The organism is Aliihoeflea sp. 40Bstr573 (assembly GCF_024105655.1).
Classification (GTDB): Bacteria; Pseudomonadota; Alphaproteobacteria; order Rhizobiales; family Rhizobiaceae; genus Aliihoeflea.
In genome coordinates this window covers 144512-158246 of the sequence record NZ_JAAAMH010000007.1, presented here as the reverse complement: position 1 = coordinate 158246, position 13735 = coordinate 144512, and the positions used below count along the sequence as shown (strand labels likewise).

The 13735-nt window shown below is 63.6% G+C and carries 16 protein-coding genes and 1 pseudogene; 16 read left to right on the top strand and 1 reads right to left on the bottom strand.

All coding sequences use genetic code 11. From position 1 onward, the window contains the following. Positions 1-49 precede the first annotated feature (49 nt). The 6 genes from GTK01_RS11090 to GTK01_RS11065 all read left to right on the top strand — a co-directional run bounded on the left by GTK01_RS11090 (position 50) and on the right by GTK01_RS11065 (position 4530). A complete protein-coding gene (locus GTK01_RS11090) occupies positions 50-589 on the top strand; it encodes a sigma-70 family RNA polymerase sigma factor (RefSeq protein ID WP_252925948.1) in 540 nt (179 codons plus the stop codon). Further along, on the top strand, positions 586-1308 hold the full coding sequence (locus GTK01_RS11085) for an anti-sigma factor domain-containing protein (RefSeq protein WP_252925947.1): 723 nt from the start codon (positions 586-588) through the stop codon (positions 1306-1308). Before GTK01_RS11090 ends, GTK01_RS11085 begins: the two co-directional genes overlap by 4 nt. A gap of 137 nt (positions 1309-1445) precedes the next feature. Continuing rightward, positions 1446-1586 (top strand): hypothetical protein, encoded by a 141-nt coding sequence (locus GTK01_RS11080; protein WP_252925946.1) that lies wholly within the window; start codon positions 1446-1448, stop codon positions 1584-1586. 160 nt (positions 1587-1746) lie between these two features. Beyond that, complete coding sequence (locus tag GTK01_RS11075; RefSeq protein ID WP_252925945.1) at positions 1747-2307, top strand: fasciclin domain-containing protein; 561 nt, start codon at positions 1747-1749, stop codon at positions 2305-2307. Between the two features lie 203 nt (positions 2308-2510). Then, positions 2511-3029: a peptide-methionine (R)-S-oxide reductase MsrB gene (gene msrB / locus GTK01_RS11070; protein WP_252925944.1), complete on the top strand. Its 519-nt coding sequence runs from the start codon at positions 2511-2513 to the stop codon at positions 3027-3029. Between the two features lie 145 nt (positions 3030-3174). Further along, positions 3175-4530 carry an MATE family efflux transporter gene (locus GTK01_RS11065; RefSeq protein WP_252925943.1) on the top strand — a complete coding sequence of 452 codons (1356 nt, stop codon included), beginning with the start codon at positions 3175-3177 and terminating at the stop codon, positions 4528-4530. Here GTK01_RS11065 and GTK01_RS11060 read toward each other — a convergent pair. Then, positions 4494-5615, bottom strand: a complete 1122-nt coding sequence (locus GTK01_RS11060) for an AI-2E family transporter (RefSeq protein ID WP_252925942.1) — start codon at positions 5613-5615, stop codon at positions 4494-4496. The two genes, GTK01_RS11065 and GTK01_RS11060, sit on opposite strands and share 37 nt — an antisense overlap. A gap of 97 nt (positions 5616-5712) precedes the next feature. On the opposite strand from GTK01_RS11060, the gene GTK01_RS11055 reads away from it, so the two are divergent. The 10 genes and pseudogenes from GTK01_RS11055 to GTK01_RS11010 all read left to right on the top strand — a co-directional run bounded on the left by GTK01_RS11055 (position 5713) and on the right by GTK01_RS11010 (position 13720). Further along, positions 5713-6045: a helix-turn-helix transcriptional regulator gene (locus GTK01_RS11055; protein ID WP_252925941.1), complete on the top strand. Its 333-nt coding sequence runs from the start codon at positions 5713-5715 to the stop codon at positions 6043-6045. 9 nt (positions 6046-6054) lie between these two features. Next, the gene (locus GTK01_RS11050; RefSeq protein ID WP_252925940.1) at positions 6055-6579 is read left to right on the top strand and encodes an arsenate reductase ArsC; all 525 of its coding nucleotides are present in this window, start codon (positions 6055-6057) and stop codon (positions 6577-6579) included. Further along, positions 6576-7643, top strand: coding sequence for an ACR3 family arsenite efflux transporter (gene arsB, locus GTK01_RS11045; RefSeq protein ID WP_252925939.1), 1068 nt, complete (start codon positions 6576-6578; stop codon positions 7641-7643). Before GTK01_RS11050 ends, arsB begins: the two co-directional genes overlap by 4 nt. Before the next feature lie 9 nt (positions 7644-7652). Then, a complete protein-coding gene (gene arsC, locus GTK01_RS11040; protein ID WP_252925938.1) occupies positions 7653-8057 on the top strand; it encodes an arsenate reductase (glutaredoxin) in 405 nt (134 codons plus the stop codon). Between the two features lies 1 nt (position 8058). Continuing rightward, a pseudogene (arsH, locus tag GTK01_RS11035) lies at positions 8059-8769 on the top strand (arsenical resistance protein ArsH). A gap of 253 nt (positions 8770-9022) precedes the next feature. Continuing rightward, the gene (locus tag GTK01_RS11030) at positions 9023-9778 is read left to right on the top strand and encodes an ABC transporter ATP-binding protein (RefSeq protein WP_252925937.1); all 756 of its coding nucleotides are present in this window, start codon (positions 9023-9025) and stop codon (positions 9776-9778) included. After that, positions 9771-10517: an ABC transporter ATP-binding protein gene (locus GTK01_RS11025; protein ID WP_252925936.1), complete on the top strand. Its 747-nt coding sequence runs from the start codon at positions 9771-9773 to the stop codon at positions 10515-10517. Before GTK01_RS11030 ends, GTK01_RS11025 begins: the two co-directional genes overlap by 8 nt. Positions 10518-10562: 45 nt before the next feature. Further along, positions 10563-11756 (top strand): ABC transporter substrate-binding protein, encoded by a 1194-nt coding sequence (locus GTK01_RS11020; protein WP_252925935.1) that lies wholly within the window; start codon positions 10563-10565, stop codon positions 11754-11756. A gap of 81 nt (positions 11757-11837) precedes the next feature. Beyond that, the gene (locus GTK01_RS11015; protein ID WP_252925934.1) at positions 11838-12725 is read left to right on the top strand and encodes a branched-chain amino acid ABC transporter permease; all 888 of its coding nucleotides are present in this window, start codon (positions 11838-11840) and stop codon (positions 12723-12725) included. Then, positions 12725-13720, top strand: a complete 996-nt coding sequence (locus tag GTK01_RS11010) for a branched-chain amino acid ABC transporter permease (protein WP_371924319.1) — start codon at positions 12725-12727, stop codon at positions 13718-13720. Before GTK01_RS11015 ends, GTK01_RS11010 begins: the two co-directional genes overlap by 1 nt. Positions 13721-13735: the final 15 nt, after the last annotated feature.

The window sequence follows — 13735 nt, the reverse complement described above, 5'->3', positions numbered from 1 at the left end:
ATGCGATCAGGCGTTGCAAAACGAAAGCCGCCCGCTAGTTTGGTGCCAGATGACGCCACCCGATATCTCCAAGCTGATCGTCCGGACCTCGCTGCGCGACCGCGCGGCCTTCGATCTGCTTTATCGGCAAACGAGCGCGAAACTTTTCGGCGTCTGCCTGCGTGTATTGAACGATCGGGCCGAAGCCGAGGAAGCGCTGCAGGAAGTCTACGTCAAGATATGGACCAAGGCCGACCGCTTCGCCGTCTCAGACTTGAGTCCGATTTCATGGCTGGTGGCCGTGGCGCGCAATCACGCGATCGACCGCATCCGGGCGCGTCGCATGAAGCAGACCGGGCTCGACGAGGCTGCCGAGATCGCCGACCCTGCACCGGGGCCGGAGGCGCTTGCGGTTGCCGGGGACGAGGGCGCGCGCATCCATCTTTGCCTTGAGGAACTGGACGCTGACCGGGCGGCCGCCGTGCGCGGCGCCTATCTTGTTGGCGAGAGCTATGCGGAACTTGCGGAGCGCCATGGCGTGCCGCTGAACACGATGAGAACCTGGCTGCGCCGCAGCCTCATGAAGCTGAAGGACTGTCTCGAACGATGACGCCGAGCGACCATCACGAACCGGAACTTGGAGGCGACGAAGCGCTCGCCGCCGAGTACGTTCTGGGCGTGCTGCCGGCGTCCGAGCGGCTTGATGTCGCGCGCCGGATCGATGCCGACATCGAGTTCGCCCGTCTGGTCGAGGAGTGGGAAGCGCGTCTTTCGCCGCTTGGCGAGTTCTACGTGCCGGTCGAAGCGCCGTCCGCCGTCAAGCAGGCGCTCGATCGGCGACTTTTTGCTGCCGCTGTGCCCGCTGCCTCGCGTGATCGTGCCTCATGGTGGAACAGCCTTGGCCTGTGGCGTGGGCTGGCGGTCGCGTCGGTTGTCGCTCTGGCGCTCGTCGTCGGTTGGAACCTTCAGCCCCCGGTGGAGGAGACGCCGTCGCCGCGTTTCGTCGCCTCGCTCGAAAATCCCGAGACGGACGTCCGCTATCTGGCGCTCTACGACGAAGCGGCCCGGACGATCAGCCTGTCGCGCCTCGATGGTGCGGCCGCCGCCGGTCAGGACTTCGAACTGTGGGTCATCGAGGGCGATGAGCCGCCTGCCTCGCTCGGCGTGCTCGGCGATGCGGACCATCTCGAGGTGACACCATCCGAGGACCTGCAGGGCAAATTCGCGGCCGGTGCCGTGCTTGCCGTCTCGCTCGAACCCGAAGGCGGCTCGCCGACGGGCCAGCCCACCGGGCCGGTCGTCGCACTTGGCAATCTGCGCAGCATCTGACTGATTTGAAATAACAATGTTGCTTCACGTCATTTTTTGAGAGGTGACCTGAATTCATCCTCAAGTGGTCGACATTCTGCCCTAGGCGATTACTTTGACCGCGGGTCGGGAATTCCAAGTATTTTGAGGTGAAGCACATGTTTCGTATCTTGACATATCCGCTGATTGCTTTGGGGCTTCTCGCCATGGCCGCCTGCACGGACGATGCCGGTACCGATCAGCCCGCCGGCATGGCCGAGCCCCCGGCAACCACGGCGCCGGCCGATCCGGCAGAGTAGCGAAACGGACTCCAGGCCCCCTGGACACGGAATCGGCCGGCTCTGCCGGCCGATTTTCGTTTTCTGGCGACAATATTTTCCACCACAGGTGAAACTCTCGTGGCGCGGTTTCGTGACTTCTCCGTAGCCCCCTCAGAGGGCCAATCAGGAGGTTTCGAACATGCGTAGTTTCACGCGTACCATTCTCGCCAGCTCAATTGCCCTGTCCGCGCTCGCCGGTTCGGCGTTCGCCCAGGACAACCCGATGGTCGGCGGCGCCGAAATGTTCGCCGACAAGAATATCGTCGAGAACGCCAGCAATTCGGCAGATCACACCACACTCGTCGCCGCGGTTCAGGCCGCCGGCCTCGTCGAGACGCTGCAGGGCGAAGGCCCGTTCACCGTTTTCGCTCCGACCAATGAAGCTTTTGAGGCGCTGCCGGAAGGCACGGTCGACAATCTCTTGAAGCCGGAGAACAAGGAACAGCTCACCAAGGTTCTGACCTGCCATGTCGTCGCGGCCGACGCGATGTCGGACGCCATCGGCACCATGATCGCCGATGATGGCGGCGAACACGACGTACCGACCGTCGGCGGCTGCACGCTGAAGGCCGCGATGGACGGCGAGAACATCGTTCTCACGGACGAGAACGGTGGCAAGGCGACCGTTACGATCGCCGACGTAGAGCAGTCGAACGGCGTGATCCACGTGATCGACGCGGTTCTTCTGCCGAAGATGTAAGAACCGTCTTCAGCAACCGGCCGGCGGTCTCCCTGCTCCCGCATGGATCGCCGGCCGACTTTGGCCCTGCTCTTCGTGTTCGCGTCTGCACCCGCGAGAAGGGCGGGGCCCTTTCGGTCCTCACGCTGACTTTCAAGGCGAATTGATTGCGCCGTGCAGCCAGGGTGCATGTATGGTGCATTTCACTAGGCGGAGATGAACCGATGACACGCAGAAAGTTTCTCTACGGCAGCGCCGGCGCGATCGGATTTGCGGCGCTCGGCGGCAGCCTGCTTTACAGACTGATGCCCGGCCACGCGATGGCCGCCGCCGAAGGCAGTTTCGAGGTGACGAAGACCGAGGCCGAATGGCGTTCGATCCTCTCCGACATGCAGTACCAGGTGCTGCGCGAGGAGGCGACGGAGCGCGCCTTCACTAGCCCCTTGAACGACGAGAAGCGCGCTGGCATGTTCCACTGCGCGGGCTGCGATCTTCCCGTTTATTCGTCGGAGACGAAATACGATTCCGGCACCGGCTGGCCGAGCTTCTGGCAGTCCGAGCCCGATGCGATCGGCACCAAGGAAGACAACACGCTTTTCACGACGCGTACCGAGTGCCACTGCGCGCGCTGTGGCGGGCATCTCGGCCACATCTTTGACGACGGCCCGCAGCCGACAGGCAAGCGGCATTGCATCAATGGCGTCGCCATGACGTTCAAGCCACAGGCGGCCGTCGCCGGCTGATCTGCAGCCCAGCCGCCCGCCGTGAGCCAATGGCTCGCGTCGCCCTGGGCCTAGCTTGTAGCGCCGGTGGCGCTATAGGCCCGCAATGCTTCAATCCGCGCCAGCCCACGCGTCCCGAGCCTCCTGGCGCGGTGAAATCCGCGCAATGCTTTTGCTCGCCTGGCCGATGATCCTGACCAATCTCGCCCAGACGGCGATGACGGCGACCGACGTGATGATGATGGGCCGCGTCGGCCCAGAGGCGCTCGCCGCCGGCACGCTCGGTTCAAACGTCTACTTCGCGCCGATGATCTTCGGCCTCGGCCTGATCCTGGCCACCTCGCCCATGATCGCCCGTGAACTCGGTCGCCGCGCCACTTCGGTGCGCGACGTGCGCCGCACGGTGCGGCAGGGCATGTGGGCCGGCCTCATCGTAGCCGTGCCGATCTGGCTCCTGCTCTGGCAGACTGAGGCGATCCTGCTCGCCATGGGGCAGGATCCGGCGCTGTCCGCGCAGGCCGCCGCCTACATGCGCGCGCTGCAGTGGGCGCTTCTGCCCTTCTACTGGTACATCGTCCTGCGCTCCTTCACGTCCGCGCTCGAGCGTCCCGCCTCGGCGATGGTGGTGATGTTCGTCGCCGTGGCGTTCAACATCGTCGCCAACTGGGCGCTTATCTTCGGCAATCTCGGCTTCCCGTCGATGGGCATCGTCGGCGCGGGCATCGCGACCACGGCGTCGAGCACGCTGATGTTCGCCGGCATGGTCGTGGTGGTGACGACCGACAGGCAGTTCCGGCGCTATTCGATCTTCGGCCGCTTCTGGCGCTCCGACTGGCCGCGGCTGATCGAACTCGTCCGGCTTGGCCTGCCGATCGCCGGGGTGCTGGCGCTGGAGGTTTCGGTCTTCAACGCCGCGGCTCTCCTGATGGGGCTCATCGACGCCACCGCGCTCGCCGCCCACGCGATCGCGATCCAGATCGCCTCGATCACCTTCATGGTGCCCATGGGGCTGGGGCAGGCAGCGACGGTGCGCGTCGGTCGCGCCTTTGGCGCCAACGACCGCGAAGGCATCGCCCGCGCCGGCTGGACGGCGTTCGTGCTGGGCGTCAGTTTCATGGCACTCGTGGCGCTCGTCATGCTGCTCGCGCCGCGCGCTCTGATCTGGGCCTTCATCGATCTCGACGATCCGGTAAACCTGCCGGTCGTCGAGCTGGCCGTCACTTTCCTCGCGCTGGCGGCGCTGTTCCAGATCGTCGACGGCGCGCAGGCGGTCGGCGGCGGCATGCTGCGCGGCCTGCACGACACGACCGTGCCGATGATCTATGCCGCGATCGGTTATTGGGCGATCGGCATGTCGCTCGGCGTCGTGCTGGCTTTCCCGCTCGGCTTCGATGGTATCGGGATCTGGATCGGCCTGTCGGTCGGGTTGGCCGTCGTGGCGGTGCTCTTCATCACCCGTTGGATCGGCCGCGAGCGGTTCCTCGCTCAGCCGGCCCTGTCGCCCAGCACGTCCTCGATGTAGAGGCGCTTGACGAGCACCATCAGGACGGCCGCGAAGGGCGTGGCCAGCATGATGCCGACAAGGCCGAACAAAAGCCCCATGATGACCAACGAGGCCATGATCAGTGCCGGCGGCAGGCTGACAGCCTGGCGCTGGATCAGCGGCGTCAGGATGTTGCCTTCCAGGAACTGCACGACGCAATAGACGCCGAGCGCGTAGCCGACAACCCACCAGTCCTGCGACATGGCGACGAGGATGATGGGGATGCCGGCGAGGATCGGGCCGAGAACGGGAATGAAGTTGAGGACGCCGGCGGTCAAGGCGAGCAGGATGGCGCCCGGCATTCCGACGGCCGCAAGTGCGGCATAGACCACGAGGCCGATGATGCTCATCGTGACGAACTGGCCGATCAGCCAGAAGCGCAGCGTGGCGCCGATCTCGTCGAGAACTTCGCCGAAACGCGCCCGGCTTTCGATCGAGACGAGCTTGACCGCGCCGTCACGGTAAAGCTGCGGCTGGGCTGCGAGGAAAACCCCCACAACCAGGATCACGCCTATATTGCCGATGACGCCAAACGTCGTCGCGAAGGCCGCGCGCACCTGGCCGAACAGCCCTGACGGGTCCGGCAGCCAGTCCGCGATGCCGCTCGGCCGCGCGGCGCTTTCCTCATCGGTTTCGCCTCCTTCGGCCTGGTCGGTGATCTCGGCACTTACGACATCGACGATATTGTATTCCTGCAGCATCTGCTGGATCCCGCGAATTTCGCGCTCCAGCGTGCGTACCAGGTCGGGGGTCTGCGAAACGGCCGTGACGCCGACGCTGGTCACGAAACCAATGACCGCTGCGCCCGTCAGGGCACAGGCAATGGCGAGCCGAAACCCGCGTGGGATCGGCAGCAGCCGGCCGAGCCCTGTCGTGAAGGCGTCGAGAAAGACGGCGAAGAGGGTGCCGGCAAAGAGCAACAGGAAGCCGCTCGACGCATAAATGATCAGGAAGAGGCAAAGCCCGATTGCCAGCACGACGCCCGCGACGGTGGCGGTCCGCCAGCCGAGCGAGGCGCGCGTCATGCGTGAAGCAGGCGCTGGTTGTCGTGTGACGTCGTCCACACCCGATCTCTCGCTTGTCGCGTCGGCATTGTCCAGCCGCCATTCGATTGACCGCAGCCGAAAGGTCAGATACTGACATATCGAGAAGGGTAGATAAATGGATAAGATGCAATCTTTGGCCGCACTCGCGGCGCTGGGGCAGGAGACCCGCCTCGATGTGTTCCGGCTGCTCGTACGCGAGGGCGAGGCCGGACTTCCGGCCGGAGAGATCGCCGAGCGGCTGGGCGCCGTGCAGAACACCATGTCGGCTCACCTGCGCATCCTGGCTTCCGCCGGCCTTGTCCGTTCGCAGCGCGAAAGCCGCATCATCCGCTACTTCGCCGACATGACGGGCTTTCGCGACCTGATGGCGTATCTGATGGAAGATTGCTGCCAGGGGGAACCGGAGCTCTGCCGTCCCGTCCTCGACGCCATCGCCTGCAAATGCTGAAGGTGTGACATGCAGCGACCCCACAACGTCCTTTTTCTCTGCACCGCCAACTCGGCGCGCTCGATCCTTGCCGAGGCGATCCTGAACCAGGTCGGCGGCAACCGGTTCAAGGCATATTCGGCGGGCTCCTTCCCACGCGGCGCGGTCCACCCCTTCGCGCTCGAGCTCCTGTCCGGCATGAACATCGACACAAGCTTTGCGCGTTCGAAGAGCTGGGACGAGTTTGCGGAATCCGGCGCGCCGCAGATGGATTTCATCTTCACCGTCTGCGACGACGCGGCCGGTGAATCCTGCCCGGTCTGGCCCGGTCACCCGATGACGGCGCATTGGGGCATTCCAGATCCGGCGCGCGCCGATGGCACGGATGCCGAGCGCCACCTCGCCTTTGCCGAGGCTTACAGGATGCTCGCGAACCGCATTTCGGTCTTCACGGCCCTTCCCATCGAAGCGATCGACCGGCTGGCCCTGAAACGCCGGCTGGATGAGATCGGCCAAAGCGGCAAGGCGCAGGCCTGGACGGAATTTTCCCAATGACTCATGATATCTTGAACGAGCGCGCGCCGGCCGGCATCGGCTTTTTCGAAAAATGGCTGTCCGCCTGGATCGCCGCCGCGATTCTGGCCGGTATCGTGCTTGGGGCCATTGCCCCGCAGCTTGTCGGCTTTCTTGCTGCTCTCGAAGTCGCTTCGGTCAATTTGCCGGTCGCCATCCTCATCTGGGCGATGGTGTTCCCGATGATGGTCAATGTCGATTTCGCCAGCCTGCGCCATGTCGGCGACAAGCCGAAGGGGCTGGTGCTGACGGTCGTCGTCAACTGGCTGGTCAAGCCTTTCACCATGGCCGCGCTGGCCGTTCTGTTCTTCGAATATCTCTTTGCGCCGCTGATCGACCCTGCCGACGCGCAGCAATATATCGCCGGGCTGATCCTGCTCGGCGCGGCACCTTGCACGGCGATGGTGTTCGTCTGGAGCCAGATGACGCGCGGCGACCCGAACTACACCCTGGTGCAAGTCTCGGTGAACGACATCATCATGGTCTTCGCCTTCGCGCCGATCGTCGCGCTGCTTCTGGGCGTTACCGACATCGTGGTGCCGTGGGAGACGCTGCTCCTGTCGGTGGTTCTTTACATCGTCATTCCCCTTCTCGCCGGCGCGCTGGTGCGAAGCTGGCTGATCGGCAGGGCCAATGGCAGGGGTGGCGAGGCGGCGGTATCGGCTTTCACGGCGAAGTTGAAGCCGATCTCCGTCGTCGGGCTGATTGCGACGGTCGTCCTGCTCTTCGCCTTCCAGGGCAACGTGATCCTCGACAATCCGCTGGTCATCGTCCTGATCGCGATGCCGCTCCTGATCCAGTCCTACGGCATCTTCTTTCTCGCCTATTTTGCCGCACGCGCCTGGAAAGTGCCGTTCGATGTTGCCGCGCCCTGCGCGCTGATCGGGACGTCGAATTTCTTTGAACTCGCGGTGGCGGTCGCCATCGGCTTGTTCGGCCTGAATTCGGGTGCCGCGCTTGCCACCGTGGTCGGCGTGCTGGTCGAGGTGCCGGTGATGCTCTCACTGGTGGCCTTCGCCAACCGCACCCGCCACTGGTTCGCCTAAGGAGATGCAATGACCGTCACCATCTACCACAACCCGGCCTGCGGCACTTCGCGCAACACGCTGGAGATGATCCGCACCTCGGGTGAGGAGCCTGTCGTCGTCGAATATCTGAAGTCCCCGCCGTCGCGTGATCGCATCGTCGAGCTGATCGCGAAGATGGGAATTACGCCCCGCATGCTCCTGCGCGAGAAGGGCACACCTTATGGGGAACTCGGGCTCGCCGAGGACAAGTGGAGCGACGACGAACTCGTCGATCTCATGCTCGCGCACCCCATCCTCATCAACCGCCCGATCGTCGAGACGCCGAAAGGGACCCGTCTTTGCCGACCGTCGGAGCAGGTGCTCGAAATCTTACCGAACCCGATCGCCGAGGATTTCGTGAAGGAGGATGGCGAGATTGTGAGGGCGCGCTGACATGACGGATCTTCCAGCATTGCGTCAGGATGCGTTCCGCCCGATCGACCACGACGCGCTCTTTGCGCAGGATCGCCTGACGCACAAGCCACGCGTGCTGATGCTCTACGGTTCGCTGCGAGAACTCTCTTATTCGCGCTTTCTGACGCTCGAAGCGGCGCGCCTTCTCGAAGCGTTCGGCGCCGAGGTGAAGATCTTCGACCCGCGCGGACTTCCCTTGCCTGATGCCGAGAGCGCCGACCACCCGAAGGTCCGGGAACTGCGCGAACTGTCGATGTGGTCCGAAGCGCAAGTCTGGTGCTCACCCGAACGTCACGGTGCCATGTCTGGCATCATGAAGGCCCAGATTGACTGACTGCCGCTCTCGCTGGGCGGAATGCGGCCGACGCAGGGCCGCACGCTCGCGCTGATGCAGGTCTGCGGCGGATCGCAAAGCTTCAACGCACTCAACCAGTTGCGCATCCTCGGCCGCTGGATGCGCATGGTCACGATCCCCAACCAGTCCTCCGTCGCCAAGGCGCTCAACGAGTTCGACCAAGCCGGCCGGATGCGTCCATCCTCCTATTACGACCGGGTCGTTGACGTCATGGAGGAGCTCATGAAATTCACGCTTCTCCTGCGCGGCCGTGCAGACTACCTCACGGACAGGTATTCCGAACGGGTCGAGACGGTTGAAGAGGTGTCGAGCCGCGTCAACCAGAGCGCGATCTGACCAAAGGTCATCACAAGAAGCGTACTAGACTTAAGTCGTAGAGTTCGCGCCTGCGAAGACTGAAACGACTGATTTCGCAAGGCTTTGTGCGGTGCAAGGCAGCGTATTTCTACGAACTTGCATCTGTCGCGCTGGCGTGCATTCATGCGCAACGACAAGCGCTGGACCAAGGGCGCTGCGATGGTGGGCCATGGGAGAGCCCGGCATTAAACCACGCAGCTTTCTCGCCGGCGCCGAGGAGGAACATATACGCATGACTGACAGTATCATTCTGTCGGCGCGCGACCTGACGAAGGAGTTCAAGGGCTTCTTCGCTGTGGAAGGCGTCGATTTGAGCGTGAAGCGGGGCACGATTCACGCGCTCATTGGTCCCAACGGGGCCGGCAAGACCACTTGCTTCAATCTCCTGACCAAGTTCCTGTCGCCCTCGCGCGGACAGATCACCTACAAGGGCGAGGACATCACCTCGATGTCGCCGGCCGACATCGCGCGGCTCGGTCTGGTGCGCTCGTTCCAGATTTCGGCGGTCTTCCCGAACCTGACGGCGATGGAGAACGTGCGCATCGCGCTGCAGCGCAAGCGCGGCGATTCGTTCGATTTCTGGCGCTCCGAAAAACATCTGTCCGACTATGACGGCCGTGCGCTCGAGCTTCTGGCCGATGTCGGCCTGTCGGAATTCGCGGACACGCTCGCCGGCGAACTCTCCTACGGCCGCAAGCGCGCGCTGGAGATTGCGACGACGCTAGCGCTCGATCCCGAGATGCTGCTTCTCGACGAGCCGATGGCCGGTATGGGCCATGAGGACGTCGAGCGCATTTCCGCACTGATCAAGCGCATTTCGGCCAATCGCACCGTGCTGATGGTCGAGCACAATCTGTCGGTCGTCGCCGATCTCTCGGACACGATCACGGTTCTTGCCCGCGGCAAGGTGCTCGCCGAAGGCGACTATGCGACCGTTTCCAAGGACCCGCGCGTTGTCGAAGCCTATATCGGAGTCGCCCATGCATGATGCAGCTCTTGCCGCCAAGCCGGCGGCGCAATCGGCGGCCGCGCCGCTTCTGGCCGTCCGCGACCTGAACGCCTGGTATGGCGAAAGCCATGCGCTCCATGGCGTCACCTTCGACGTCAAGCCGGGCGAGGTCGTCACGCTCTTGGGCCGTAACGGCGCCGGCAAGACCACGACGCTGAAGGCGATCATGGGCATCCTTGGCAAGCGCACCGGTTCGGTGACTTTCGAGGGCAAGGAGACGATCAAGCTGCCCGCCCGCACCATCGCGCGCGCCGGCATCGCCTATTGCCCCGAAGAGCGCGGCATCTTCTCCTCGCTCTCGGTCGAGGAGAACCTGATGCTTCCCCCGCAGGTCAAGGCCGGCGGCATGACGGTGGAGCGCATCTTCGAGCTGTTCCCGAATCTGAAGGAGCGCCTGAACTCGCAGGGCACCAAGCTTTCCGGCGGCGAGCAGCAGATGCTGGCGATCGGGCGCATCCTGCGCACCGGGGCCAAGACGCTGCTCCTGGACGAGCCGACCGAGGGTCTTGCGCCGGTCATCATCCAGCAGATCGGCAAGACCATCGCGCGGCTGAAGCAGGAGGGCTTCACCATCGTTCTGGTCGAGCAGAACTTCCGGTTCGCCGCCACCGTGGCGGACCGCCATTTCGTCGTCGAACAGGGCAAGGTCGTCGACCAGATCCTGAACGACGAACTCGATGCCAACATCGAGAAACTGCACGCCTATCTGGGCGTCTGACTGAGGAAAGGCGCTCATAAGCGTCGCAAGTGGAGGAGTGAGGACATGAACTTGAAGACGATTCTTCTGGGATCGATCGCCGCCGCGGTGTTCGCCGCGCCGGCCTATGCCGTCGACATCAAGATCGGCGTCCTGAACGATCGCTCGGGCATCTATGCTGACATCGCCGGCGAAGGCTCCGTCGTCGCCGCCCGCATGGCGGTCGAGGATTTCGACGCCGAATCCAAGGACATCAATGTCGAGATCGTCTCGGCCGACCACCAGAACAAGCCGGACGTGGGCTCCACCATTGCGCGCCAGTGGTACGACACCGAGAATGTCGACGTGATCGTCGATGTGCCGACCTCCTCGGTCGCGCTCGCCATCAACGACATCACGCGCGAATCCGACAAGGTGTTCCTGAATTCGGGCGCTGCTACGTCTGACCTGACCGGCGCGGCCTGCTCGCCCAATACGGTCCACTGGACCTACGACACCTGGCAGCTCGCGAACGGCACGGGCCGCGCGGTCGTCGAGAACGGTGGCGACACGTGGTTCTTCGTCACCGCCGACTACGCTTTCGGCCACGCGCTCGAGCGTGACACTTCGGCGGTCGTCGAGGCGGCCGGCGGCGAGATCGTCGGCTCCGTTCGCACCCCGTTCCCAGGCACGGACTTCTCGTCCTTCCTGCTCCAGGCACAGTCCTCGGGCGCCAAGGTCATCGGCCTTGCCAATGCCGGCGGCGACACGATCAACTCGATCAAGCAGGCATCCGAATTCGGCATCACCCAGGGCGGACAGTCGCTCGCGGGCCTGCTCGTCTTCATCAACGACATCCACGCGCTCGGTCTCGACGTCGCGCAGGGCCTGCTGCTCACCTCAAGCTTCTACTGGGATTTGAACGAAGGCACCCGCGAATGGTCGGCCCGCTTCGAGGAAGAGACCGGCAAGAAGCCGTCCATGGTCCAGGCCGGCGTCTATTCGAGCATCCTTCACTACCTCAAGGCCGTTGAGGCCGTCGGCGACAAGACTTCCAAGGATGTCGTCGCCAAGATGAAGGAAATGCCGTCCGACGATCCGCTGTTCGGCAAGGGCGAAGTCCGCGCCGACGGCCGCCACATCCACGATTCCTACCTCTTCCGGGTCAAGACGCCAGACCAGTCGGAAGGACCGTGGGACTATTTCGAGACCGTTGCGACGACGCCTGCGGCGGAAGCCTTCCGTCCGCTTGAGGAAGGTGGCTGCCCGCTCGTCGAGTAGGCTTGTGTCAATCGATGCGGCGCGGCCTGTGAGCCGCGCCGCCTTTGGTCTCCGTAAATTTCTCGACCACGGGATGCGCACATGTTCGAGCTCCTAGGCATTCCGCCGCAAGCTCTCTTCGGCCAGTTGTTGCTGGGTCTGATCAACGGCTCGTTCTATGCGATGCTGTCCTTGGGCCTTGCAATCATCTTCGGCCTGCTCAACATCATCAACTTCACGCACGGCGCGCAGTATATGCTCGGGGCCTTCGTCGCCTGGATGCTGCTCAATTATCTGGGCATCGGCTATTGGTGGGCGCTGCTGCTCGTGCCGATCATCGTCGGCGCGACAGGCATCATCATCGAGCGGCTTCTGATATCGCGGCTCTATCACCTCGATCACCTCTACGGCCTGCTGTTGACCTTTGGCCTCGCGCTGATCCTTCAAGGCCTCTTGCGCAACGAATACGGCATCTCGGGCCTGCCCTACGGCATCCCGGCGGAACTCGCCGGCGGAACGAATCTGGGTTTCATGTTCCTGCCGAACTATCGCGGCTGGGTCGTCATCGCTTCGCTTGCCGTCTGCCTTGGCACATGGTTCGTGATCGAGAAGACGCGTCTTGGCGCCTATCTGCGCGCCGCCACCGAGAACCCGACGCTGGTCGGGGCGTTCGGCATCAACGTGCCCTTGATGATCACGCTGACCTACGGCTTCGGCGTCGCCCTGGCCGGCTTCGCCGGCGTGCTGGCGGCACCGATCTACTCGGTCAACCCGAATATGGGCGCCGATCTGATCATCGTCGTCTTCGCCGTTGTCGTCATCGGCGGCATGGGGTCGATCCTCGGCTCGGTGATAACCGGCTTCGGCCTCGGCCTGGTAGAGGGCCTGACCCGCGTCTTCTATCCCGAGGGCTCCGCCGTCGTTATCTTCGTCATCATGGCCATCGTGCTCATGATCAAGCCCGCCGGCCTGTTCGGGAGGACTGTCTGATGGTTTCCGTGACCGATAGCGAAACGAGTTCGGGCGCCGCCGCTTCCCGAAGCCGCCCGAAGGCGATGGGCATGCCGGCTCATCACATGGCGATCTTCGTCATGCTGCTTGCGGCCGGCATCGTCGCCCCCTTCATGCTCTACCCCGTCTTCGTCATGAAGGTGCTGTGCTTCGCGCTGTTTGCCTGCGCGTTCAATCTCCTGCTGGGCTTCGGCGGGCTGCTCTCCTTCGGCCACGCGGCCTATTTTGGTGCGGCAAGCTATGTCTCGGCCCATGCGGCCAAGGTGTGGGGGCTGTCGCCGGAACTGGCGATCCTTGCGGGCACAGCCACCGCCGCTATCCTTGGCCTGGCCTTCGGATCGCTCGCCATTCGCCGTCAGGGCATCTATTTCGCAATGGTGACGCTGGCCTTCGCGCAGATGGTGTACTTCTTCGCCTTGCAGGCGCCGTTCACGGGCGGTGAAGACGGCATCCAGGGCGTACCGCGCAATCCGTTGCTCGGCGTGATCGACATTTCCAATCACATGTCGCTCTACTGGCTGGTGCTGGGCATCACCTTCGGTGGCCTGCTCATCATCTACCGCATCATCCACTCGCCCTTCGGGCAGGTGCTGAAGGCGATCCGTGAGAACGAGCCGCGTGCGATCTCGCTCGGCTATCGCGTCAACCGCTACAAGCTGACCGTGTTCGTCATGTCGGCGGCGCTTGCGGGACTTGCAGGCTCGACCAAGGCCTTCGTCTTCCAGCTTGCCTCGCTGACCGACGTCCACTGGTCGATGTCGGGCGAGGTGGTGCTGATGACGCTGCTCGGCGGCATGGGGACGGTGTTCGGACCGATCGTCGGAGCCGCCGTGATCGTGACGATGCAGAACTATCTGGCGACCTTCGGAGCCTGGGTCACGATCGTCCAGGGCATCGTCTTCGTCATCTGCGTCATGCTGTTCCGGGAAGGCATCGTCGGCGTGCTGTCGAAGCTCATCAAGAAGCCTTTGTGAGGCAAAGACGTCATT